Source organism: Acidovorax sp. 100 (assembly GCF_003688355.1).
GTDB lineage: Bacteria > Pseudomonadota > Gammaproteobacteria > Burkholderiales > Burkholderiaceae_C > Acidovorax > Acidovorax delafieldii.
Map to the genome: position 1 here is coordinate 2450864 of NZ_REFD01000001.1, position 24657 is coordinate 2475520.

Annotated in this window: 21 protein-coding genes; 10 read left to right on the plus strand and 11 right to left on the minus strand. The window is 61.3% G+C overall.

Annotated features, from left to right (window positions below; all coding sequences use genetic code 11):
• Positions 1–70: 70 nt before the first annotated feature.
• From C8C96_RS11315 to C8C96_RS11325, 3 genes are all read left to right on the plus strand, one after another.
• The gene (locus tag C8C96_RS11315) at positions 71–1024 is read left to right on the plus strand and encodes a nitronate monooxygenase family protein (RefSeq protein WP_099730798.1); all 954 of its coding nucleotides are present in this window, start codon (positions 71–73) and stop codon (positions 1022–1024) included.
• 281 nt (positions 1025–1305) lie between these two features.
• Positions 1306–2436 carry an ABC transporter substrate-binding protein gene (locus C8C96_RS11320; RefSeq protein ID WP_108498993.1) on the plus strand — a complete coding sequence of 377 codons (1131 nt, stop codon included), beginning with the start codon at positions 1306–1308 and terminating at the stop codon, positions 2434–2436.
• 276 nt (positions 2437–2712) lie between these two features.
• Positions 2713–3795, plus strand: a complete 1083-nt coding sequence (locus tag C8C96_RS11325; RefSeq protein ID WP_233584316.1) for an acyltransferase — start codon at positions 2713–2715, stop codon at positions 3793–3795.
• A 78-nt stretch (positions 3796–3873) separates the two neighbouring features.
• On the opposite strand, the gene C8C96_RS11330 is transcribed toward C8C96_RS11325, so the two are convergent.
• From C8C96_RS11330 to C8C96_RS11365, 8 genes are all read right to left on the minus strand, one after another.
• On the minus strand, positions 3874–4266 hold the full coding sequence (locus tag C8C96_RS11330) for a hypothetical protein (RefSeq protein WP_233584219.1): 393 nt from the start codon (positions 4264–4266) through the stop codon (positions 3874–3876).
• 277 nt (positions 4267–4543) lie between these two features.
• On the minus strand, positions 4544–4993 hold the full coding sequence (locus C8C96_RS11335) for a type IV pilin protein (protein WP_121942379.1): 450 nt from the start codon (positions 4991–4993) through the stop codon (positions 4544–4546).
• Between the two features lie 13 nt (positions 4994–5006).
• On the minus strand, positions 5007–8687 hold the full coding sequence (locus C8C96_RS11340; protein ID WP_121942380.1) for a pilus assembly protein: 3681 nt from the start codon (positions 8685–8687) through the stop codon (positions 5007–5009).
• A gap of 108 nt (positions 8688–8795) precedes the next feature.
• Complete coding sequence (locus C8C96_RS11345) at positions 8796–9608, minus strand: PilX N-terminal domain-containing pilus assembly protein (protein WP_121942381.1); 813 nt, start codon at positions 9606–9608, stop codon at positions 8796–8798.
• A gap of 36 nt (positions 9609–9644) precedes the next feature.
• Positions 9645–10538 (minus strand): PilW family protein, encoded by an 894-nt coding sequence (locus C8C96_RS11350; RefSeq protein ID WP_121942382.1) that lies wholly within the window; start codon positions 10536–10538, stop codon positions 9645–9647.
• A gap of 64 nt (positions 10539–10602) precedes the next feature.
• Positions 10603–11280: a type IV pilus modification protein PilV gene (pilV, locus tag C8C96_RS11355; protein WP_121942383.1), complete on the minus strand. Its 678-nt coding sequence runs from the start codon at positions 11278–11280 to the stop codon at positions 10603–10605.
• Positions 11268–11846 (minus strand): GspH/FimT family pseudopilin, encoded by a 579-nt coding sequence (locus C8C96_RS11360; protein WP_121942384.1) that lies wholly within the window; start codon positions 11844–11846, stop codon positions 11268–11270. The genes pilV and C8C96_RS11360 overlap by 13 nt, the downstream gene beginning before the upstream one ends.
• Before the next feature lie 15 nt (positions 11847–11861).
• Positions 11862–12416 carry a GspH/FimT family pseudopilin gene (locus C8C96_RS11365; protein WP_121942385.1) on the minus strand — a complete coding sequence of 185 codons (555 nt, stop codon included), beginning with the start codon at positions 12414–12416 and terminating at the stop codon, positions 11862–11864.
• A 522-nt stretch (positions 12417–12938) separates the two neighbouring features.
• On the opposite strand from C8C96_RS11365, the gene clpB reads away from it, so the two are divergent.
• The 3 genes from clpB (at position 12939) to C8C96_RS11380 (ending at position 17560) form a co-directional block, all read left to right on the plus strand.
• Complete coding sequence (gene clpB / locus C8C96_RS11370) at positions 12939–15545, plus strand: ATP-dependent chaperone ClpB (RefSeq protein WP_121942386.1); 2607 nt, start codon at positions 12939–12941, stop codon at positions 15543–15545.
• A gap of 75 nt (positions 15546–15620) precedes the next feature.
• A complete protein-coding gene (locus C8C96_RS11375; protein WP_099730789.1) occupies positions 15621–15974 on the plus strand; it encodes a hypothetical protein in 354 nt (117 codons plus the stop codon).
• A 146-nt stretch (positions 15975–16120) separates the two neighbouring features.
• A complete protein-coding gene (locus C8C96_RS11380) occupies positions 16121–17560 on the plus strand; it encodes a coniferyl aldehyde dehydrogenase (RefSeq protein ID WP_121942387.1) in 1440 nt (479 codons plus the stop codon).
• On the opposite strand, the gene C8C96_RS11385 is transcribed toward C8C96_RS11380, so the two are convergent.
• Both C8C96_RS11385 and C8C96_RS11390 read right to left on the minus strand, forming a co-directional pair.
• Positions 17532–19430: an ATP-binding protein gene (locus C8C96_RS11385; RefSeq protein WP_121942388.1), complete on the minus strand. Its 1899-nt coding sequence runs from the start codon at positions 19428–19430 to the stop codon at positions 17532–17534. The two genes, C8C96_RS11380 and C8C96_RS11385, sit on opposite strands and share 29 nt — an antisense overlap.
• Positions 19417–20052 (minus strand): response regulator transcription factor, encoded by a 636-nt coding sequence (locus C8C96_RS11390; RefSeq protein ID WP_099730786.1) that lies wholly within the window; start codon positions 20050–20052, stop codon positions 19417–19419. The genes C8C96_RS11385 and C8C96_RS11390 overlap by 14 nt, the downstream gene beginning before the upstream one ends.
• Positions 20053–20215: 163 nt before the next feature.
• Between C8C96_RS11390 and C8C96_RS11395 the strand changes: the two genes are divergently transcribed.
• From C8C96_RS11395 to C8C96_RS11405, 3 genes are all read left to right on the plus strand, one after another.
• A complete protein-coding gene (locus C8C96_RS11395; protein WP_056064932.1) occupies positions 20216–20821 on the plus strand; it encodes a hypothetical protein in 606 nt (201 codons plus the stop codon).
• Positions 20822–20988: 167 nt separating this feature from the next.
• Positions 20989–21510 (plus strand): GNAT family N-acetyltransferase, encoded by a 522-nt coding sequence (locus C8C96_RS11400; protein WP_056065189.1) that lies wholly within the window; start codon positions 20989–20991, stop codon positions 21508–21510.
• 175 nt (positions 21511–21685) lie between these two features.
• Positions 21686–22852, plus strand: a complete 1167-nt coding sequence (locus tag C8C96_RS11405; protein ID WP_121942389.1) for a class I SAM-dependent methyltransferase — start codon at positions 21686–21688, stop codon at positions 22850–22852.
• Between the two features lie 16 nt (positions 22853–22868).
• On the opposite strand, the gene C8C96_RS11410 is transcribed toward C8C96_RS11405, so the two are convergent.
• Positions 22869–23402 carry a hypothetical protein gene (locus C8C96_RS11410; protein ID WP_056064929.1) on the minus strand — a complete coding sequence of 178 codons (534 nt, stop codon included), beginning with the start codon at positions 23400–23402 and terminating at the stop codon, positions 22869–22871.
• Positions 23403–23672: 270 nt separating this feature from the next.
• On the opposite strand from C8C96_RS11410, the gene C8C96_RS11415 reads away from it, so the two are divergent.
• Positions 23673–24650, plus strand: a complete 978-nt coding sequence (locus C8C96_RS11415; protein ID WP_121942390.1) for a tRNA-dihydrouridine synthase — start codon at positions 23673–23675, stop codon at positions 24648–24650.
• The last annotated feature ends 7 nt before the right edge of the window (positions 24651–24657 follow it).

Sequence of the window (24657 nt, forward strand, 5' to 3'; positions counted from 1 at the left end):
GCTACGGACGCATGATTCACTAGCGCATCCGGCCTGTTCCATCCCTATTCTTGTTCTGGAAGTTGTTGCCATGTCCAAACTGCCTCCCGTGTTGCAAAACCTGTCGCTGCCCGTCATCGGGTCGCCGCTGTTCATCATCAGCAACCCCAAGCTCGTGATCGAGCAGTGCAAGGCCGGTGTGGTGGGCTCCATGCCCGCGCTCAATGCCCGCCCCGCCGAGTTGCTCGACGAATGGCTGGCCGAGATCACCGAGACGCTGGCCGCCTACAACAAGGCGAATCCGGACAAGCCCGCAGCGCCCTTCGCCATCAACCAGATCGTGCACAAGAGCAATGACCGGCTGGAGCACGACATGCAGGTGTGCGCCAAGTACAAGGTGCCGATCATCATCACCAGCCTGGGGGCGCGCGAGGACGTGAACCAGGCCGTACACGCCTGGGGCGGCGTGGTGCTGCACGACATCATCAACAACAAGTTCGCACACAAGGCGATTGAGAAGGGCGCTGACGGCCTGATCGCCGTGGCGGCCGGTGCTGGTGGTCATGCTGGCACCAAGAGCCCGTTTGCGCTGATCCAGGAAATCCGCCAGTGGTTCGACGGCCCGCTGGCGCTCAGCGGCTCTATCGCTAGTGGCGGCGCGGTGCTGGCTGCACAGGCCATGGGGGCAGACTTTGGCTACATCGGTTCGGCCTTCATCGCCACCCATGAGGCCCGCGCCAGCGAGGCCTACAAACAAGCCATCGTGGACGGCAACTCGGACGACATCGTCTACAGCAACCTGTTCACGGGCGTGCATGGCAACTACCTGGCGCCCTCGATCCGCGCGGCCGGCATGGACCCGGACAACCTGCCCGAGTCCGACCCCAGCAAGATGAACTTTGGCGGCGACGCCAAGAAGGCATGGAAAGATATCTGGGGCTGCGGCCAGGGCATCGGCTCCATCAACGCCGTGACCAGCACCGCCGAACTGGTCGCCAAGCTGCGCGGTGAATACGAGGCGGCCCGCGCCCGTCTCAAGCTCTGAATCTGCGCTCTGTGTAAGGGGCGGTGGCCTTGTGCCTCTAGGGGCGTTCGGCCATCTTTCTTCCCTCACCCCGTCGTTTGTTTCGCCCGCCATGTGTATCTCACAAGGCGGGCGAATGTCTTTGTGGGAGGTGTTTGTGCGGTGTCTTTGCGGTGACGCACCCAAGGGGAAACCCGCGTGAGGGGGAGAAGTCCCCTACAGATAATGGTGATGAAAAATAATCAATGAATGCCGGTGCCACGTTTGCCGGCCTTGTCACCATATTGCGAGGGAGATGCCTGATGTTCCGTGCTTTTGTGTGCCTGCTGGCCGTATGCGCCACCACCCTGGTTCATGCCCGCAATGAAGGCGTGACCGCCGATGAAATCCGGCTGGGTGCCTCGGTCGTGCTGTCGGGGCCGCTCGGGCCGCAGACGGCGCAGTATGGCGAGGGCTCGCGACTGCTGTTCGACGCGGTGAACGCGCAGGGCGGGGTACATGGCCGCATGATCCGGTACACCACGCTCGATGATGCTTTCGACCCGCAAAAGGCCGTGGAAAACACGCGCCAGCTGCTGGAGAACGACAAGGTGTTCATGATTTTCCATAGCACCGGTACGGCGCAGACGGCGGCCATCCTGCCGCTGATCAAGGAGCAGCGCACTGTGCTGTTTGGCCCCGTCACAGGTGCCTCGGTGTTCCGGGAGGCGTTCAATCCGTATGTGTTCCATGTGCGTGCGGGTTATGCGAACGAGGCCAGCAAGATCGTGTCGCAGCTGCGTCAGCAAGGCATCACCCGTGTGGCGGTGTTCTTTCAGGACGACGGCCTGGGCAAGACTCTGGCAGGTGAGCTCAAGAAAGCTTCGGACGAGGAGAAGCTGCCCTTTGTGGCCGAGATCAAGGTGGACCCCAAACAGCCCGACTTTGCCGCCGCCGCACAGGCGACCGAAAAAGCCCAGCCCCAGGCTGTGATCGTGGCGACCGGCGGCACCACTTTCACGAGCTACATCAAGGCGGTGCAGGCCACGGCGGCGCGTCCTGCCTACTACGGGTTCTCCGTGGCCAGCATGGACGTGATCCAGCGCGAACTCAGGGACAAGGCGCGGGGCATCATCCTGGCGCAGATCATGCCTTCGCTGCGCAACACCACTATCCCGGTGGTGGCCGAATATCTGAGCCTGCTGCGTGCCAAGTCGCCCGGCGCTCAGCCCTCGGCTTCGCAGTTTGAAGGTTTTGTCCACGCACGCTTGCTGGTGGAAGGGCTGCGCCGCACGGGGCGCAACCTGACTACCGAGTCGTTCTCCAAAACGATGGAAGACGCGGGTGAAATTGCTTTTGGTCGTTTCAGCGTGAAGTATTCGCCGCGCAACCACAATGGATCGACCTATGTGGAGCTGGCTATCGTGGACGCGGAAGGCAGTCTGCGTTACTGAGGGTCTCCACGCTTCGCGCGGTGGACGGACTCTTGTTCATCGAGCCCGCTGCAGGTGATGGCAGACCAGCGGGAGACAGTGCAGCTGTGCAAAAAATCCTCTAACGGAGGACAATAGCGGGTTTTGTTGTTCCATCCTCGGTCCAGTTCGTCTTGCTGCTTTTTGCAGCAGGCGAATTAGCGCGGAGGGAAGCCGGATATCCAGCGGCGCACTGTCCGCAGGGATTCAACACCTCACCCTATGTCTTCGTCCACATCCCGAACACCCTTGATCGACATGATCAAGGGCATGGCTTGCGCCACCATCGTGTGGCACCACTTGGCTTTTTATGGCCCGATGTCCGACATCGCCCATCCCTTGGCTCCGGCACTCATAGCGTGGCTATATGACTATGGGCGCATGGCGGTGCAGGTGTTTCTGGTGTTGGGTGGGTACCTGGCTGCTGCGAGCCTTGCGCCCCAGGGCTTTGCGCGTTTCGACCATGCGGGCACCGCCATTGCCAAACGCTTCGTGCGGCTGGTGGTGCCTTACGCCGTGGCATTGATGCTGGCGGTGGTGGTCGCCGCCCTCGTGCGGCCTTGGATGGAGCACCACTCTGTGCCCGATCAACCCACCTTGTCACAACTGTTGGCGAACGCTTTGCTGCTGCAGGACATCGTGGGTGAAGGTGCTTTGTCGGCTGGCGTGTGGTACGTGGCCATCGACTTTCAACTCTTTGCGCTGACTGTGCTGATGCTGGCCGGTGTACGCGCGCTGCCTGTGCGCTGGGTACAGCACCATGCAGCGGTCTTGTCGCAGGGGCTGGTGCTGTTGGTGGCTGCTGCCTCGCTATGGGTTTTCAACCGCATCGCGGGGTTGGACATGTGGGCGCTGTACTTTTTTGGTGCCTACGGCCTGGGCATGTTGGCCTACTGGGCGGTGGGGGCGCCGCAGGCGCAGGCATGGGTCTGCCTCATGGCGCTGCTGGTGGGGGCAGCGCTGGCAGTGGATTTCCGGGCACGCATTGCCGTGGCTGCCGTCACGGCCTTGTGCCTGGTGGTGGCGATGCGCTCTGCGCGCATGCGCAGCTTTTCCGGTGTGTCGCCGCTCGTGAAGCTCGGCCAGATGTCGTACTCGGTGTTTCTGGTGCACTTTGCCGTGTGCTTGCTTGTGAACGCGGTGGTCAGCCACCTCTGGCCTACATCACCAGCGCTGAACGCCGTGGGCATGCTCCTGGCGTTTGGGTTGTCGCTGGCAGCTGGGCGTCTGTTGTATCTGCGAGTGGAGCGTCATGTGCCATCGTGGTCCACGGCCCTGCGCTGGCAACTGGGGCTGGTGGGGGCGGGCATGCTGGTGGTCATTACCAGCAACTGGGCGTAGCCCCTAGGCTGAGACCGCAGGGGCAGGCCGACTGGGCTGTCTTTTTGAGCGCGCTATATCCTTCAGCCTAGTGCAGTGCTATCGCAAAAGCTTGCGTTCCCGCCGTTTGCGTTGCTTGTCCAGAAACCACGCCATGAAGGGCAGCAGCAGCATCGAGCCGGGGATCACCCAGATAAAAAGATAAGGGCTGACCGAAGACGCGGACCGCATCACATCCCGCAGGTGGGCTCGTTCCTCGGCACTCCAGGTGCCCTGGCGGCGCTGCTGCGCCAGCCAGACCACCGAGCCTTTCATGGTGGCCATCTCGCGGCGCAAGCGGCTCTTTTCTCTGCTGTTGCCCGCGAGAAAAGAACAAAACCACTCCGGCGCTCGCTCCATGCGGCGCTGGAATGCCAGGGTGGAATCCGGGTCAAACGGGTCGGTTGGGGTACAGGTATCGGGGTGCTGTAGGGAGGTCATGACGCACAGCATTGTCTCCGCAGAAACTGATAACGCCAAACAAACTTTGGGTTGTAGCTCCTGCAATTGGCGGGGAATGAGGATCGGCCGTGGGGCTCGCCTTAGGGGGACACTGATTAAGGCTCATCCTTGTGTGGGGCTAAACGCAATTTGCAATGAAGCAGGAGACTTACCCCGGTCGGAGTCCAAACAGGGATTCAGTCAAGACCTGCAACTCGCCATCTACAAAGAGAAATTGGGTACACCAAGTCGAACAAGTCAATCCCAACTACCACAAATGGTAGGCCGGCTATTTATTCCAGCACTCCGTCGCTGTTGTGCCGCTGGCGTAATTCACGACGTTGCGGATACCAGTATTGGTGAGTGTGAAATCTCCGCATCTATCCGTTGCCTGAGGCCCTCCCGCTTTGCGCGTGGCGACCAGTGTGAAGGTTGCGTTGTTATTTCCCGCTTGGAAGTCAATGGTGTAGCGCTTTGTCGGGTCGACCGTTCCATCGGGAAGGCGCCATCTGAGCGCATTTGGCAGAGTCGTCGGGTAAACCCCCGTAGCCGTGGAGGCGCGCTCTAAGTACTGCTGCGCTTGTAGCAATCCGGCACGCGCGTCTGCCCGGTGACCACGCCGGATGTATTCAGCGTAACTAGGGTACGCAATGGCCGAAAGAATGCCCACGATGGCCACCACGATCATCACTTCGATGAGCGTGAAGCCACGTTGTGCTCCATGCGATGGTTGAATCATTATTATGCGTCTTTCACTTCAGTTGGCGCCAGCTGGGCCGCATGGATTGCTCGGGCATGCGATTCAACGTATCACGTGCGCCGCCGCCCCCTGTTAAGTCCTGAATGCGGTCACGCTTAGTAATCAGAACCGGTGTGCCTGTCTTGACAGCAACCCGGGCCACCTTTTTGTCGGCAGTGGCGTTGTAAATACCGTTGTTGTCGGTGTCCACCAATTGAACCGTCGGGATTTTGCCATCCATGATATTGACAAAGGTGCGGAACTGGCTACCCGCGCTAGTGTCAACCTTCACCGGCACGCAGCTTTCATTGATGTTATCGCTCTCGCTGTTCTTGGTGCCAGAGGGTGATTCGCTGTAAACCGCGAGGATATTACTGCCATCAAAGAACTGCATGGGTTTGAGCAGACGCTCACCGCTGAACGGCAAGTCCAAGTACCAGCCTTTGTAATCCTTCCATGTCTCTTTTTTCAGTTCTTGGGTTGCAGTTACGGTAGCGTCATCGCCAGATACGGTCGTGATGGATTGTTTGGCCAGCGGAGCCCCACTGTTCGCAATGGTGCCGACCTGCGCGGGAGCTGGCACGCAGGTTGTGGGTGCAGCGACACAGTCGCCTGCACCTGGATGCACTTCGAGTGAACTCTTGTCAGACTTCATGCGGTAACGCGTGTTGTCTAACACCGAATAAAGGGTTTGTACCGGTTGTGTGATGTCAGTTCGGCGGTCGTTGGCCGTAAGGTTACGTCCTGTGCCGAAGGCGACCATCATTCCCCCTATGGGTACCGTTTTTGCACTTGGGCCTGAGCCTACCGTCATGCTGCGATCATTAGGGCGCACGATGGGTGGAGCGGTGATTGGTTGCACTTGGTCGCGTGTGGTGCTGGATAGTGTGACCGGACCACGGGCAGTAAACAGCGGCTTGTTGTCACCGAAGGCGACCTTCCAATCGCCATCGGTGGCGCTGGTAAGGTCGAACTTCCAGAGGTTGCCCAGGTTGTCACCGGCATAGACTATGTCGGTCTTGCCATCACCATCCAGGTCTACCAACGTGGGCGAGGCCAAGCCATTGTCGTTGGCGTTGCCTGTGCCCGTGGCAACTGTCGCTGGGACGGCCTGAATACGTTTGAGCGTCCTGTCTCCATCAAGATATTGCACCAGTAGCACCGGGCGCTGGTTGGTGCTGTTGTAACCGTTGCCCAGCACTGCCGCCCAACGCCCATTGTTCAGACGGGTGATTTGCGTAGCCTCCTGCTTGTTGGCGGGGTTACGCCCTGGCACGGCGGTGATGTTGCCAATATCCCTCATATCGGCTACGCCCTTTTCGCAGTCGCTTTTTGCCAATCCTGAAAGCGCGCCGCAGTTAGGCTCGGCCTCATTTTGGGCACGGGTCTTATCCAGCACCACCAAGTCAGCTGCGTTGGCCGTGCCAAAGCTGCCTGGGTTGGTGACGTCCAGCACAAAGTAGCCTTTGCCACCAGCACCCAGTGCACCCACCAGCAGGGTCTTCCAGTTGCTACCGTCCTTGATGTCACCGGTCATGGGTGAGCCGTCAACATAGTAGCGGTGCTGATAGTCCTTATCGGTCAGGTCTTTCAGCCCGCCGACCACGCCACGGGGCACATAGGCAATCAACTCTTTGCCGTCGGTTGCCGAGAACCCATGCAGCATGCCGTCGTTGCCACCCACGTAAAGAACAGGCGTGCGGTTTTTCTGGGCGGCGACAAAGGTCGAATAACCCATGGCGTAGTTGCTGCTTGGGCGCCCGGTGTACCAGATTTCAGAGTTGACCACGTCACCCTGACGGCTGAACCGTTCCCGCAATGGCTTGGCGGGGGTTGTGCCCTCCAGTCTGCGATCACCTCGGATGTAATTAACGATATTGATGCCATTGGTCTTCAACGGATCGGTCGTGGTGTCACCCGAAGTAATACCCAGCAATGCCCACTTTTGCTCTGTGCTGTAACCTACCGGGGTGCCAGAAGACCATTTAAAGGGAATGCCAGCGCTGGTTGTGTCACTCCAGCTTAAAACAAGACGGCTGTCTACGGCGCCATCTGCAGGCCAAGCTTCGTCGAGTCGATCAGCTGTGGATTTACCCTGCCAGCCAGCAACAGTGTCTGGAAAACGAATGCATTTAAGCCCAGGATCTGCTTCAGTGGGGCATGCATATTCTTCGGGTTCAATGGCGCGCGTAGCGGTAATTGATCCACTCCAGCCTCGTTTCGGGCTGTAGGTGGATGCAAAAATTCCTGCATTGCTCTGCGACACGTTATATCCGCTGGTACTGCCGCCGCCGGCGATCTCGTCGGGCAGTGGAGCGCTTTCTTCGTTGATTTTGCCGATAATTTCGGTAAATGCTTTAGCGAGGTCTTGAGCCTCTGATACGGAATAAAAGCGGCCACGCCCATTGATGGCGGCATGCCACAAATCTAGTGCACGCTTGTCTTCACTATCCATCGCCGGCCAAGCTTGGAAGCCCGTTACGATATCGATGAAACTGTTATCGTAACCAAAAGGAACCTTGTCCGTTGGCCCAATAATGCTGCTTGCACCAGGCCACGTAGTAGCATCATCGCTGAAGCCGATAGTGTACGTGACCATGTGTGGCCATGTTGCAGGATTGTATTTTGGATTCCAATATTTCTCTAAATTTACCGATTTGGTTTCAGTGCCATCTTGCACCCGGCATAGGCTTGTGCCACTGTCCCATACTCCCGGTAACGCTTCGCATTTGGCTTTTTTGCCGGTCCCTGAGATTGTTATATATTTGTATTTAGGTCTGGTTGCGGTAAAAAATTCAGAAATAGGGGCCTCATCATAAACTTTTGAGGGTTTGAGCTTGTTTGAGTCTTTCAAAAGAGACGCCGTCTGCAAAGGCTCCATCCAGCTTTTGAATGCCCAGTCGGAAATCGTGTCCGAATAGTTATCATAGTAAACCTTAGTCTGATCTGAGGTAGTGCTGTAAGCCTTCCGATCACCTAGGGCCGCCCAATCCACGCCGTCCTGCGTGCCGCCGGAGACAGCGCCATTCCAGCGACCATCTGTCATCAAAATGTGGTAATTGCGGCGGCACCCCAAATATTCGGTGGCCTTGCTGCCGGTACCACCAGGATCGGTGGCCCATGGACTACTGCTGTTAAGGGTGCGTCGCATGTAGGCATCTGCTTGACTGGGTAGCCGATGCAAAGGCGTCCCACTGCCCGGTGCTAAACCATCAACGAAAGCAAGAAAATTATCGCGGTGCGCCTTGTTGGTGCCAACAACAGCGTCGATAGGGCGCATGGAGTTGGTGACCATACCCGCTGCGTTGACATTCTTTTGGGTACCGTTATTCATGGACTGCCAGGCAATGCGCAGTTTATTTTCTGGTATCAGGGCTTTGTCATTAAAGACCTTTTTCAATGCATACTGCAGAACCTTGACGCGTCTTGCATCATCTTTCCATTTGCCACTGCCATCCGGTTCCGTGTAGCCTGGGCCGGTAGCGGTTGAGCCATCACTGCCCGTTTTGACGCCAAAATTCATACTCCCTGAATCATCGATAGAGATAATCACATTCGGCGCTACAAAAGCCGATTTGGAAGTGGGAAGAGGTGGTTCCTGCACCAGATTCAGTGCCCAGGCAGGGGTCAACACCGCACCTACGGCAATGGCCAGTAGGTTTTTCCGAAAGGGGATGCGATTGGTTCGGGGCATGGCTTGCTCCTTCAGAGATGGGTTCAGCAAAAAAAATAAAACAAGCTTGTATCTCTTGCTTTGTAAGCGTTGTTTGCTATTAAATTTGTAGTAGTTGAGTCCATGGTTTCAATCTTTTGTCCGTTGTCGCGCGTATGTTTCCTGCAAGACGACGGTGGTCTCGGGCTTGCGTCCCTTGGCGACAGCGGTAATGCGGAAGACCACATAAACATCAAGGTTCAGAGGCAACTGGCTAGTGCTGGTATCGACAATCAGATTGGCGCTTTTGGCTGCATCGCTGTATCGCATGATTTCGATCCAGTACCACCCCCCCAATCCCGCGGCAGTTTCTGTGAGGATCGGGTTGAGTTGGCCGGCAGTAGTTTTATTAGTCGCCCCCGTAAACTGGCCGTAGCGGGCACCGACAGCTATCAGTTCAGAAAGCGGTACTTCTCCAAGGGTTGCGTCGGCGCTGGGCGTAATCGGGGTCGTGTCGGTGGCGTAGTTCCAGAAGTCTTGCCGCCCCATGCGTCGCGTGCACAGTCCATCCTTGCAGCGTTTGGTTTCCGCCTCCAGCGAGGTAATCAGAGGATTGATTTCATTGGTGTCACCCGGAAACTGCATTGCTCCGCTCGTGTAGGCACGACATGGAGGTCCCGCACATGGACTTCCATTGGCCATTTCGCCACGAATGTCCAGCTCGGCGTCTTGCAATAGCGCTTGGGCAGCTTCCAGGGCGCGTTGGTAATCTGCATCATTGCCCACCACCATTTCGTTAAAGAGCGAGGTGCGTGAGGCCCACAGCGCCAGCAGCATTGACAGCATGACGAAGACAATGACCACAAACAGCGCCACGCCACGCTGGTGCTTGGCAATGTTTGGGGTCGGTTGTCGCCTGCGAGCGAGTGGATGGAGGGCGGCAGGGCGCAGTAAGTTTTGCATGATGGCTGCTTTGCGATGTTCTACAAGGGGCGCGCGTCAGATCAGCCCTTGGCTGCGCAATTGGAAGGTGTTACGGAACACCAGATGCATGCGGTTTTTTCGAGTGCCGGCAAGTGTGGTCATGTCCACGCTGGTGCCTGAGCAGTCGGTGTAGGTGCTACCTGCAGGCATATTGATGGGCTCGCTACCGTAAAGCACTAGGCAGACTTGAATGCCTTGCACGCGTCGCCAGGTTGGATCAGTTGCGGCCGCTGGCATATCGCTTCCCTTGGTGTACTGCACTTTGGATCCAGCGGCATCGGTAGTTTGGACCACGTAAAGGGCCTGGAATTGCGCGACGTTTTGCACAATGGGTTGAGGGGTGGTAACACCGTTGCCTCGGCATTGCAGCTCGCTTTTGGCACTGTCAAAGCTGAAAATACTCTCAATCAACTGATCGGTGCTGCTATTGCCAGGGGCGCCAACGCAGTTGCGAGCCAGATAATCGGTGCCAAATGTCGCAGCGGAGGCCCCGCTGGCAGGCGTGCCTGCGACCATGAACACATTGTCCGCGTAGCGTCGGAAGCCAGTGGTCACCGTATCGCTTGCGCCCGCAAGTGTGCTTTCTTGTGCGAAGCTGTTCCCACCGCTCACCGCGGCTGCTTTGATTTCAAAAGCCACAGGGCTAAGCACATCAGCGTTGCTGCCTCCGGTGGGGTTGGGGTTAAGGTACAGCGAACCGGTTTGGCGAAGTTGTTGGCCAATAACCCGCATCACGTATGCACCCTGCTGATGTATGGCGCTAGCGTCGCTCACGGTGCCTGAGATTCCGCGTGACACCATCAGCGCCCCCATGGCTACGGCCACGACGAGTAGCCCAATGACTATGCCGACCATTAACTCGATCAGTGTTACACCGCGCTGCTGGAGGGGGTTGTGGAGAGTTTTCATGGTTTAGGGCTCGTCAAATACGCGCCAAATTCTTTATCTTTTGCAAAAACGCGACGGAGCGGAGTTATGAGCAATAAAGCGTCTTAGTGCCACTCCCGTCGTCATAAGGGGCGCAGCGCGCCGCGACGGTGATGTATTGCAAGTGGCAGGTTTTGTCGGCGGGACAGGCATTGGCCGCGTCGGTTCCAGAACTCAGTGCACCTGCAGTACCGTTATTGGTCGTTGCTCGGAATTTAGTCGCATCGATATCGTCCTTGTAGGCGGCAGCGGTGTCACGCTCGTTCTCTCGCCACGCAATCATGATTCCCAATTGACGACGGTTGGCTTCGACTGTTTCTCCCGGAGCCAGAAAAATGCTGGCTTGTCCCCCTGGAAGAGACTGCTCCACCGTCGTTTTCCACTGTTTCAAGTCATAAACTGCCTGCTCTGCTGGGGTACAAGTGGCACTATCGCAGTTGGATGCAGTCAGATCGCTGGCTTTTTTGTTATACCCCGATTCGTAGCTTTTGATACTCAGCAATGCATTGGGGCTAACCTTCATGCGTTCACTCAGGTCCTCAATCAAACGGATGGCTTGAGCCCGACGGACGGTGGTGGACGTATCTGTCAAGGTCCGCATTTGGACGCCTAATATCCCCAAGATGCCCAGCGCCATCACCACGATGGCAACCAGCGACTCGATCAGGCTAATGCCGCGTTGGCGTCGTTGTGTAGCAGGGTTTAAAGATGTCAGCTGGTACATGGAATAGCCTCTGGGGGAATAGTGCGTATACGTCCACCTGAACTCATGCAGACACCCCGAGCGCCAGGGTGCGTGGTGGATTTATCTAAGGGAACCAAACTGAAGCCTAGCCAAGCTCCGTCCACCAGGCCCCAGCGGTTCAACTTGATAGCGGCCCCACCTCCTGTGCGGGTGACTTGCACATTCGATGGTGTGTCTATGCGCTGCAGCACAGGCTCGCTGGCATTGCAAACACCGTTGCCATTGGTGTCGTGGCAGATGATCCAGCCACAATCCCAGTCGCGAGTGCTTGTGGCGGTGTTGCATCCATTGGTGTTGTTTGGCAGCTTTTGTATCGCTACCATGCCCCCTCGCTTAATAGCCTCAGAGCGTGCCATCTGAAGGGATGAGCGAAGCGCCTCTGTGGCGTCACGCACCCGCCAGCTCTCGATCATGAGGGTCATGGAGGGCCCTGCAAGACCCGCCAGCACTGCCAGAATTCCGATCACCACCATCAACTCGATGGCAGTGAATCCTCCCGCACGATGGCAGGGATTTTGCGATACGGAAAAGTTGTCAAACTTCATGACTACGCTTGCAAGTCATACTGGGCAGGCAGCACCGTGCGGCACTTGCACGATGCGACCTCCCATGCTCGCACACAGCCTAATGGCCGCCTGGTCGGTTGAAGATTTGCCTTCAGGGTAGAGCAAAAAACTCATCGCTACGGCTACGCCTCCACTGTTTTCTGTCAGCATGCCCCAGCGATCCACATATAGTGCTGTTTTGTTATTGTTCTGGGCGATAGTCACGCGCGAGGGGGCCGCGTTGACTTTAATGTCGGTGGTGGTGCTGTTCTGGGTGTAAGTCAATTTCCAGCCGGTATTCCAGCCGCCAGTCGCATCGACGGTCACTCCACCGCCGCGTTTGATTGCCTCTGAGCGGGCCAAATACAAACTGGATGTCAGTGCTTCGGCTGCATCGCGCACACGCCAGCGCTCGATCAAGAGAGTAAAACTGGGACCTGCCAACGCTGCCAGGACGGCAAGAATGGCTACAACAACCATCAACTCAATGGCTGTGAATCCTTGCTGCCAACTGTGAGGGCGGATCGCAGCTGCGTTGTTGACCGTATGGCGGGACTTCAATGCGTGCATGGTTTCATCCTACAAAGTCGTCACCATTCCGCCAAGAAGCCGATGACAAATGGTCCCAGGGTCGGGACAAGCGGTGACCGGCTGCGGAGATTCCAAGCGGTCGCCGATTTTTTCCGACGTTCATACACACATTTATGGCATGGATGGTGTGTGGTTGAAATTTGCTTCAAGGGGCAAATTAACGATGTTATTGGTGAGCATGTAGCCACAGTCCTTGATGGGAGCGGCCGTGTTCAGCAAAGCATTCTGTTCGGAAATACCTCAAATTGCGGCCGAGACATTGTTGCCAGTGGCGGGGGCATAGGGGGGCACAGATCTCAGATGTCAGCCTATTAGGTGTTGCCGTGTGCCGCCGTGGCGCTCTATTGTGTTGTCACTGTGTGCGGTTGGTGTCGCAAGTAAGTATCGAAATCCGATTCTGCGTCAAAAATTTATTGAGGCATGTCAATTCGTCTTCTTTGCATTGCCTTGAAATCAGGCACCCCCTGCCTCAAGTTCAGTGCAATTCGGAGGACATAGACCATGCGTCTCGACAAATTCACCACCAAATTCCAGGAAGCCCTGAGCGATGCACAGAGCATTGCACTAGGCAATGACCAAGCCTACATCGAGCCGGTACATGTGCTGCAGGCCATGCTGCAACAGGACGATGGCCCGAAGGCGCTGCTGCAGCGTGCGGGCGCCAATGTGCCCGGTATGTTGGCAGGGGCCGAGGCGGCGGTTAAGCGCCTGCCCCAGGTGCAAGGCAACGACCAGGTACAAGGCGGCCCCGAGCTGGGGCGTGTGTTGCAAGCCACCGAGAAAGAGGCCATCAAGCGCGGCGACCAGTTCATCGCCAGCGAGCTGTTTTTGCTGGCGGTGATCGATAGCAAGGGCGAAGCCGCCAAGATCGCCAAGGACAACGGCCTCTCGCGCAAGAGCCTGGAGGCCGCCATCGACGCCGTGCGCGGCGGTCAGAAGATGGACAGCGCAGAGGCCGAAGGCCAGCGCGGTGCTCTGGCCAAGTACTGCCTGGATCTCACCGAGCGCGCTCGCCTTGGCAAGCTGGACCCCGTGATTGGCCGCGACGACGAAATCCGCCGTGCCATCCAGGTGCTGCAGCGCCGCACCAAGAACAACCCCGTGCTGATCGGCGAGCCCGGTGTGGGCAAGACCGCCATCGTTGAGGGCCTGGCTCAGCGCATTGTGGCGGGCGAAGTACCCGAGAGCCTCAAGGGCAAGCGCGTGCTCAGCCTCGACATGGCCGCGCTGCTTGCGGGTGCCAAGTTCCGGGGCGAGTTTGAAGAGCGCCTGAAAAGCGTGCTCAACGAACTGGCCAAGGACGAAGGTCAGACCATCGTCTTTATCGACGAGCTGCACACCATGGTGGGCGCGGGCAAGGGCGAGGGCGCGATGGACGCGGGCAACATGCTCAAGCCCGCGCTGGCGCGTGGCGAGCTGCACTGCGTGGGGGCCACCACACTCGACGAATACCGCAAGTACATCGAAAAGGATGCAGCACTGGAGCGGCGCTTCCAGAAGATCCTGGTCGGCGAGCCCACCGTGGAGGCGACCATTGCCATCCTCCGCGGCCTGCAGGAGAAATATGAGGTCCACCACGGCGTGGACATTACCGACCCGGCGATTGTCGCTGCGGCCGAGCTGAGCAATCGCTACATCACGGATCGCTTCCTGCCTGACAAGGCGATCGACTTGATCGATGAGGCCGCGTCCAAGATCAAGATCGAGATGGACTCCAAGCCTGAGGTGATGGATAAGCTCGACCGCCGCCTGATTCAGCTGCAGATCGAGCGCGAAGCGGTGCGCCGCGAGAAGGACGAGTCCTCACAAAAGCGCTTTGCGCTCATCGAGGAGGAGATCACCAAGCTGCAAAAGGAAATCGCCGACTACGACGAGATCTGGCAGTCTGAAAAGGCCCAGGCGCAAGGTAGCGCTCATGTGCGCGAGGCCATCGACAAACTCAAGTTTCAGATCGAGGAATTCACTCGCAAAGGCGACTTCAACAAGGTGGCCGAGCTGCAATACGGCAAGCTGCCTGAGCTGGAAAAGCAGCTGAAGGAAGCCCAAGCGCAAGAGGCTGGCAAGGACGGCGCGCCCGCCACGCGCCGCCTGCTGCGCACGCAGGTGGGCGCCGAGGAAATCGCTGAAGTGGTGAGCCGCGCTACGGGCATTCCCGTGGCCAAGATGATGCAGGGCGAAAAAGACAAGCTCCTGCAGATGGAGTCCAAGCTGCACGAGCGTGTGGTGGGCCAGCAAGAGGCGATTGCCGCAGTGGCCAATGCGATTCGCCGTTCGCGCTCAGGGCTCAGTGACCCCAATCGGCCCACCGGATCTTTCCTGTTCCTCGGCCCCACGGGCGTGGGCAAGACCGAGCTGTGCAAGGCGCTCGCGGGCTTCCTGTTTGACAGCGAAGACCACCTGATCCGTGTCGACATGAGCGAGTTCATGGAGAAACACTCGGTGGCCCGTCTGATCGGCGCGCCGCCCGGCTATGTGGGCTACGAGGAGGGCGGCTACCTGACCGAGGCCGTGCGCCGCAAGCCCTACAGCGTGCTGCTGCTCGACGAGGTGGAGAAGGCCCACCCGGACGTCTTCAACGTGTTGCTGCAGGTGCTGGACGACGGCCGCCTGACCGACGGCCAGGGCCGCACCGTGGACTTCAAGAACACGGTGATCGTGATGACGAGCAACATCGGCTCGCATCTGATCCAGGCCATGGTGGGGCAGGATTCGGAAGACATCAAGGAAGCCGTCTGGGGTGAACTCAAGAACCACTTCCGGCCTGAGTTCCTGAATCGCATCGATGAGACCGTGGTGTTCCATGCGCTGGATGCCCAGCACATTGCCTCGATTGCCAAGATCCAGTTGCAGCTGTTGCAATCCCGGTTGGCGAAGATGGATTTGGAGTTGCAGGTGTCCGACGCTGCCTTGGCAGAATTGGCCAAGGTGGGGTTCGACCCCGTGTTTGGTGCGCGGCCGCTCAAGCGGGCGATTCAGCAGCGCATAGAGAACCCGTTGTCCAAGCTGTTGCTGGAAGGGCGATTCCCGCCCAAGAGTGTGATTCCGGTCACCGTCAACCCTGTCCTGGAGCCTGGTGTGTTCCAGTTCGGAGTTGCCCCGCAAGAGTAATGTGGGCTCGGGAGGCGGTTGCGGTGTGATTCAGCACCGCAATCTGCATCCCAAGTTGTGAAGGAGAGGTGTCGTTTGAATGATTTTGTTGCGGGTGTCGTGAGCTTTCTGTTGCGTCTGGTCGTCATTGCCATGGGGTTGGTCCTGTTTGCCAGCCTTTTGGTCGCGGCCATGTTGCTTGCGCTGGTGTGGGTGCTGCGTGCAGGCTGGGCGCGCCTGACGGGGCGACCGGTGACGCCGTGGGTGATGGGTGTGGACCCACGCACAGGCTTCAGCACGGTCTTTCGGTCTACGCAGCGGTGGTCTGCTGGCCGCCGAGGCAATAGTGCGCCTGAAGGCGCCAGTGAAGACGCCGCCGCATCGCGCCGTGGCGGCATCCTGCCGGGGGCGGCACAGGTCACTGACGTAGAAGCACGCGAAGTGCGTTGATGTGGCAGTGGCGGCCGCTGCACTTTGGCTGCAACCAACCCCATCTCATGAGAGTCCCGTGGTACGAGCGTAAGCCTACGGGCATCAACCCTAGGGCGCCTGCCTTTTTGTGACGCGCCCATCGGGGTGTCTCCTATCATCCGTCCATGACACCAGCCGATATCCGCGCACATTTCGATCTTCAGTTCCAGGCCAGCCGTGCGCACGTGGACGTGCCGCTGCTCCTGCGGCGAGAGCGTTTGCTGCGCTTGCGCAAGTTGCTCGATGAGAATGGGCCTGTGCTGGCGGCGGCCGTGCAGGCCGACTTTGGCATGCGGTCACCCCGCCTCACGGAGGTGGCAGACTTCTTGGTGCTGCGCACCTTGCTGTCGCATACGCTGCGCCACTTGGCAAAGTGGGTCAAGCCCCGAAAGGTGCATACGCCGATTCACCTTCAGCCGGCCCACGCCTTCATCCAGCGCCAGCCCATGGGGGTGGTGGGGGTGATTGCACCGTGGAATTACCCGGTGCAACTGGCCCTGGCACCTGCCATCACCGCGCTGGCTGCGGGCAATCGCGTGATGCTCAAGCCCAGCGAGTTGACGCCCCATACCTCGGCCCAATTGGCGCTACTGGTGGCGCAGTTCTTTGCCCCCGACGAATTCTGTGTGGTGCAGGGAGACGCCAACCTGTCCGCCTTGTTTGCCTCGTTGCCTTTCGATCATCTGGTGTTCACAGGCTCCACGGCGGTGGGCCGCAAGGTGGCGCAGGCGGCAGCGCAGAACCTGACACCGACCACGCTGGAGCTGGGCGGCAAGTCGCCCTGCATTATCGACGGCCATTGCGACATGGCGGATGCGGCTCTCAAGATTGCGCACGGCAAACTGCTCAACGCGGGGCAAACCTGTATTGCCCCCGACTATGTGCTGCTGCCGCGTGGACGTGAGGGCGAGTTTGCGCAGGCTTACCGGGTTGCAGTGGCGCGCCTGTTCCCCACCATCGAGGGCAACGCCGACTACGCCTCCATCATCACGCCCCGCCACCATGCCCGCCTGCGCACGATGCTGCAGCAGGCGCAAACACAAGGGGCAGAGGTGCACACCATCGACCCTACCGACGGCAAACCCATGGTGCCCACCGTGGGAACGCTGGGCGACGGTGCAAGCCGCCAGATGCTGCCAACGCTGGTGTTTGGTGCCACGTCGCAAATGCAGCTCATGCAGGAGGAAATTTTTGGCCCCATCCTGCCCGTGATCTCGTATGAGCGCCTGGACGATGCCATTGCCCACATCAATAGTGGGCCCCGCCCGCTGGCGCTTTACTGGTTTGGCCAGAGCGAGGCCGTGCGCGACGACGTGTTGCGCCGCACCGTCAGCGGCGGGGTGACGGTGAACGACACGCTGATGCACATTGCGCACGACAACCTGCCGTTTGGCGGCGTGGGCGACAGTGGCTGGGGCGCTTACCACGGCGAGCAGGGGTTCCTGCGCTTCTGTCACCAGAAGTCGGTGCTGGTGCAGTCGCGCTGGGCCATGGGCTCGCTGTTCTACCCGCCCTATGGGGCCAAGTTCGACCAGGTCATGGGGCTGCTGCGCCGCTGGTTGTAGTGCTTTGTGTGAGTTGCCCGGGTGCTGTCTGACCGTCTTCCGGTTCGTCGTCCACCCTGGCAGCAGGCAGCGGCGGCTGGGTGATGAGCTGCACCATCGCATCGCGCAGCTGGCCGGTGGACACCGGCTTGTGCAGCAGCAACGCGGAGGTGGACTGCGCGTCGCGCAGGCGCTGGGGCGAGGTGTCACCGGTCATGATGATCGCGGGCACGTTGGTTCCCAGGTAGGCTCGCAGCGCCTGCAGTACCTGTTTGCCGGTTTCTTCATGGCGCAGACGGAAGTCGGTGATGATGATGTCGGGCGTCACGTCCTCCAGGACTTCCAGGGCATCTGCGCTGGATTCAGCCGTCATGCACTGGCAGCCCCAGCTTTGCAGCAATGACTGCATGCCCAGGCGCACGGCCTCGTCATCGTCGATGGCCAGCACCTTCAGGCCTACCAGGCTGCGGCCGTCCTGGGGTGTGGTGGCATCGTCCTCCAGCGCTCCCTGCCAGCGGTCAAGCCACAGCCTGAAGACAGACCCCTTGCCAGGCTGCGAGCGCAACTCCACGGAGGTCCGCATTTCACGCGCCAGGCGCTGCACGATGGCCAGGCCCAGGCCGAGGCCTTTGCGGCGGTCGCGCTCCGGGTTGCCGAGCTGGTGGAACTCCTTGAAGATGTGTTCCCACTGGTGCTCGGGGATGCCCGCCCCGGTGTCCCACACCTCCAGCGCCAGCCGTTTTCCACGCGTGCGGCAGGCAATCAGTACACCGCCCTGGGCGGTGTAGCGCAAGGCGTTGGAGATGAAGTTGTGCATCACCAGACCGACCAGGGATCGGTCGGCAAACGCGGCGGCAGAGGTCTCGCGGGTGCGGTACACCAGGCCGGCCGTGTCGGCCTGCACGCCAAACTCCTGCTCCAGCGCGGTGAGCAAGGGTTGCACCGCAAACGCGGCTGGCCGCACCTTGACCACGCCGGCCTCCAGCCGGGAGTAGTCGAGCAGGGTGGTGAGCATCTCGGCCGCAGCGCCTGATGCGGCATGCGCATGTTTCAGCACGGTGCGCTGGTGGTCATTGAGCGGGCTGCGGTGCAGCGATTCCAGGAACAGACCCATGGCATGCAAGGGCTGGCGCAGGTCATGGCTGGCAGCCGCGAGAAAGCGGGATTTGTCCCGGTCGGCCTGCTCGGCGGCCTCTTGCGCCGCCAGGGCCCGCTGCGATTCGGCCCGCAGCTGGCTGACGAGGCGTTCGTTTTCCAGCTTGAGCGCAATGCTGCGCCTGGTGGCACGGTCGGCCGTGCGTGCCTGCAGGCAGGTCAGCGCGTAATACACCCCGGTCAGGAACAGCGCAGGCCACATCACGGGCCCACCCGCCAACGCCACTGACAGCATCACGCCGCCGATGGCGCTGGAGAGGTAGGTGACGTACGCCCGGTACAGCGGCGCGCCGAGCCCGAGCGCTCCCGACGAGACGGTGCTGATGATGCCGATGGCGTAGATGACGCTGTCGGAGTTGCCCCAGTACAGCACCACATAGCCCAGGCTGCCCCAGCTCAGGCCCATGGCCGCCATGCAGGCGATGAGCTTGCGTGCGGCCTGCGGCGCCGGGTCCACAAACGGTGCAATGCTGCGCAGCGCGAGGTACACCCCGGCCACCACCAGCGTGTGCGAGACCAGCCATACGGTGATGGCCTGCGTGTCTGCCACGCGGGCCATCACCCAGAGCGTGCCCAGGGCCGTGGCCAGCGATGCCAGCAGCGTCATAGGAAAGTTCTGTCGCAGCAGGGCCACCTGTTCGCGCAGGACCTCGTCGCGCTCCCACACCGGCCAGCCCCAGCGCGTGGGTGGAATCACCGGTTCGAGGGGCAGCGGACTGGTTTCAGAGGGGGTCATGGAGCTGCGGGGTGGACAGGCCCAGGCGCTGGGCCGCCAGCAGCGCAGCGCTGCGGCTGTTGACGCCCAGCTGCGCAAAGATGGCCGCCACATGCACACGCACCGTGTTCTCGCTCAGCCCCAGGTCGCGGGCGATCACCTTGTTGGGCCTGCCCGTGCACAGCAGCGACAGCACATCCAGCTGCCGTGCCGTGAGGGATGGCGTGTCGGGCCCCCGCACCGTGGCGCTGTTGCCGCTGTTGATCGGAAAACACGGCTGGCCTGACAGCGCGCAACTGATGGCCTCCAGGATGTCCTCGGCGCTGGCGGACTTGGGCAAAAAGCCATCGGCCCCCCGCGCGCGCGCTTCGTGGATGGCATCGGGTGCCACGCTGGCCGACACCAGAACGATGCGCGCCCGGGGGCATGCCTGTCGCAGCAGCCTCAGGCCGTCCAGCCCGCTCATGCCGGGCAACTGGATGTCCAGCAGGACCAGGTCGATCTCCGCCTGCTGCAGTGCGCAGGCATCGGCGATCGATCCGGCCTCGGCAATGCTGCCCACGCTGGGGTGGTCCTGCACGATCAGGCGTAGCCCCGTGCGGAACAGGGTGTGGTCATCCACAAGCAAAAGACGGGCAGTCATACAGCCAAGTATTGCGCACAACCGGGTGTTGCGGGCTAGTCCATTTGTGCGATGGACGCACGGATGTGCACTTTCTAGACTTTCCGTCAAGCATTGAAAAGCACTTTGGGTGCGCACCAATGCGCAAACCTTCGTAACCACACTCCGTTTTCAAAGGGTTCCCATGACGATCAATGCACACACCCATGGCGCCAGCACCTCCGAAGCAGGCCTGCACCACAGCGAACGACGACCCGCGGCCAGCCCCGGAGCAGCCCATGCGGGCACCGGCCTGGGGGGCAACAGCGTGGCGCTCATCGTGCAGGAGCACTGCCCCGACATGCTGGCGGCAGCCGGCGTGGTGATCGAGCACCTGGACGCCCAGGCTGGCACCTGGCAGTTCTCGGCCGACGCTGGGCAGACCTGGCGCGGCATCCGCACCGACCTGATCAACCGGCCGGGCAACCTGGGCCTGGCGCTGGACCGCGACGCGCGCCTGCGCGTGCTGCCCTTTGGCGGCCACCGGGTGACGGGGGCGCGGGTGGCGTTCCATACGGTGCAGCGCAGCCATGGCCAGGGCAACGGCAGCTACCGTGCGTATGCCAGCGAAGACCGCGATGGCGGTTCGCGCACCGTCACCCTGGTGCTCAGCCTCGCCGCCATCAACGGCGCCCCACCGGCAGTGCATGTGCCCCGCCCCCGCAACAAGCGCGCGATGGTGCAGCGCGCAGCGGCAGCGGCCACTGCGGCTGCGGGCAGCGCCTTGTCGGGCGCCATGGTCATGGCCTGAGGGTCGGCTGCGGGCCCCTGCGCATGCGGGGCGTGGGGGGCGAAAAGCCAGGCTGGGAGGCGTGACCGACAGGGCTGCGCTACCCGCCTGTCAGGGTGGAAAAACCGTTTGCGGCGACAATGCCGGTCCTTTTGTTTTTTCATTCCCCGTTTTCGTTCGGTTTTTTCATGTCAAGTATCCAGGTTCGTCCCGCTACGCTTCGCGATGCCAAAGCCATCGCCCAGATCCACACTGTCTCTGCCCAAGAGGCTTACAAAGGGCTGGTGCCAGACGAGCAGTTGAAATCCATGTCGGTCGAAAAGCGCCAGGCCTACTGGCGCGAGGCCATTGAATATTGCGAGCCCCAGGTCCAGGTGGCGGTCGATGGCGAGAAGATCGTCGGCTTTGTCGGCTACGACCGCTCGCGCGATGAAAAGTCCCGCCCCACCACTGGTGAAATCTGGGCCATCTACGCGGCCCCCACCCATTGGAACCAGGGCGTGGGCCTGGCCCTGTGGGACGCCGCCCGTGACGGCCTGCAAGAAGAAGGCTGCACCAACGTCACCGCCTGGGTGCCGCTACGCAATGAGCGCGCGCTGCGCTTTCATGAGCTGGCCGGCTTCAAGCGCGAGCTGTCCACTGCCAAGACCGCCGTGATCGGCGGCGTGAAGATCGAAGAAGTGCGCCTGAAGCGCCCGATCAACGCATAAAGTGCGACGACACCCCCCCTGCGTCGCTGCGCTCGTTCCCTCCGCTCTGGCTTCGCTGCGCTGCGCGGGCAGGGGGACGATGCCTTCGCTGCAGGGCGGCCCTTGCTCGGCATCCCCGGCCTGCCGCGCGCCTGTTTCCCATACTACGGACTGTGCGCGGCACTGTCAGACTCTGATGCCAACAAATCCTTCCACCATCCACTGGACCCACCAGGGCCAGCCCCAGCAAGCCCTGTGGCGCTCCGAGAGTGGCGCCTCAACGCCGCGCCGGGTAGAGGGGGCTGACGACACGCTGGCCGCCGACACGGCTTACCGCATGGCCTGTGAGGGGACGGGGTTGCTGTGGCAGGGTGATTTCCAGAACGCGCGGCACCTGCTGCAAGCGCTGATGCGCCGGGCCGACAAGAAGCCCCGCAAGGCGGCTGCAAAGGCGTCCCAGAAACTGGCGGCGGCCACGGCGGCCGAAGCGTTTCACCTGCACCGCCAGGCACAAGCGCAGCGCGCGCGGGTGCTGGCGTCGGTGCTGATTCCGCTGGAGGGGGACTACAGCATTGCGCTGCGTCGCGCGCCCGACTGGCGCCAGGCCTGTACAGAGGCCTGGGGGCCTGCGACCGGCGAGCGCTCGGTGGCCACGCTGCGCGAGCTGCTCGGGCTGGTGGGCGCGCATGAATGGCGCAAGAAAGGGGTCGAAATCCCTGCGCTGGGTGCCCCGCCGCTCAACCGCATTCACCCGCACTATGGTGTGTTCTCGCCGGTGCGTGGCGAATACGTGGGGCTGATAGCAGCAGCACCATTGCCCAGCAAGGCCCTGGCGTTTGATATTGGCGTGGGCACGGGGGTGTTGTCGGCCGTGCTCGCGCGCCGTGGCGTGCAGCGAGTGGTGGCCACCGACCAGGACCCCCGGGCACTGGCCTGTGCGCGCGAGAACCTGCAGCGCCTGCAGCTGCTCGACCGTGTCGAGTTGCAGCAAGCGGACCTGTTTCCACCGGGCCGGGCGCCGCTGGTGGTGTGCAACCCCCCCTGGGTGCCGGCGCGCGCCAACTCGCCCATCGAACACGCCGTGTACGACGAAGGCAGCCGCATGCTCAAGGGTTTTCTGGCGGGTTTGGCGGCACACCTGGAGCCCGGCGGCGAGGGCTGGCTGATCCTGTCGGACCTGGCCGAACACCTGGGCCTGCGCCCGCGCGAACATCTGCTGGCCTGGATTGCCGAGGCGGGCCTGGTGGTGCGTGGCCGCCACGACGTCAAGCCGGTGCATGCCAAGGCTGCCGACGCGCAGGATGCGCTGCACGCTGCGCGTGCGGCCGAGGTCACGTCTCTGTGGCGGCTTGCTGCGGCCTGAACCCGCACAGACCGGCTCAATCCAGCAGCGCGGGCTGCGTAGTGGCAAAGTTTTCAGCCACCGGGCTGGCTGGCAGCAACTGGTCCAGCCGCTCACGCAGGCTGGCGGCACGCTCGGCGCCTGCAGCGAGTGCCACTTCTTCAAACATGGCTTCGCCCACGTCCAGCATGCTGGTGCGGTCCTTGGCGGCGCGCAGCGCCTCGCGGAAATGCTGTGCCAGCACGGGGTCGCGGCGCGCAAACAGGCGCTCGCAGGTGTCAAACAGGTACATGCGCGCACCGGCCAGCGACCGCAGGGACTCACCCGGTGCCGGGCGCTCGATGGAGGGGGCGGTGGGCTCCGGCGTGGGCGGCAGGTCTGCCGGCCCGGTCAGGTAGCCCTGGCGCATCAGGTTCTCGACAATCTGCGCGCCAATGCCGTTGTACATGGCTTGCAGGTCTGACAGCGGTTTGCCGTCGGCCAGCAGGAGCAGGGAGCGTTCGCGCAGGCTCAGGGTGCGCACGCCAGGGGAGAGTTCCAGGCGGGCTTTGTCGGTTTTTTGCAGCAGCATGGGGTGTCTCCGTGGCGGTCGGTCTCTGGAGCGACGATTCCACCAGCCGGGCGTGACGCCGTGATGACCCCTTGGGATGTCCTGCATCACAATCGTGGGCTGGCTGGCGCTGCCTCAAGCGCCGCATGCCCGCGCAATTGCTCCTTATTTGATAGCTGCTTGGGCATATTGCACTAGCGCTTGGTGCTATTTTTGTTTGATTTTTGCTGCTGAGTGCCTGTGGAGGCTCTTTTTTCGGAGAGGGCTCATCGAGCCAGCAGTCCCCCTGAGATGACCTTGCTGCTCGCCCCGATGGAGGGGCTTCTGGATTTTGTGCTGCGCGATGTGCTGACCCGCGTGGGCGGCGTGGACCGCTGCGTGTCGGAGTTCATCCGCATCACCGGCACCCTGCTGCCCGACAAGGTGTTCCTGCGCTACGTGCCGGAGTTGCGCAACGGCAGCCGTACCTTGGCCGGGGTGCCCGTGCGGGCCCAGTTGCTGGGCTCCGACCCGGTCAGCATGGCCGAGAACGCGGCGCGCCTGGCGGCGCTGGGCCCCGAGGGGATCGACCTGAACTTCGGCTGCCCCGCCAAGGTGGTCAACCGCCACGGCGGTGGCGCGGCACTGCTGCAGGAGCCTGAGCGCATTGCGGCCGTAGTGGCTGCGGTACGCTGCGCCGTGCCGGCGCACCTGCCGGTGTCGGCCAAGATGCGCCTGGGGTTCAATGACATCCACCTGATGCGCGAATGCGCCCAGGCCATGCAGGCAGGGGGCGCTGCAGAGCTGGTGGTGCACGCGCGCACCAAGGCCGACGGCTACCGCCCACCGGCCTACTGGGAGCACATCCCCACCATCCGCGCGGCGGTCTCCATCCCGGTGGTGGCCAATGGCGAGATCTGGACGGTGGCGGACGCGCAGCGCTGCCGTGAAGTGTCGGGCTGCGACGCGCTGATGCTGGGCCGAGGCATCGTGGCGGACCCCGGTCTTGCACGCGCCATTCGCGCCGCCGATGCTGGGCGTCCGGACACGGACACCGTGGTGTGGGCCGATCTGGTGCCACACCTGGCCGCCTTCTGGCAGCTGGTGTGCGACGACCTGGAGCCGCGCCAGCGCGCGGGGCGCCTCAAGCAATGGCTTAATCTGCTGCGCCGCCGGTTTGCCGAGGCCGAGGTGGCATACCAGCATGTGCGCACTATGACGGACCAGCGGGCGATCACCGTGTGGGTGGCGGACTTGCAGGCGCAAGCCCAGAGCGCCCACGGCGCTTAGGACAGGT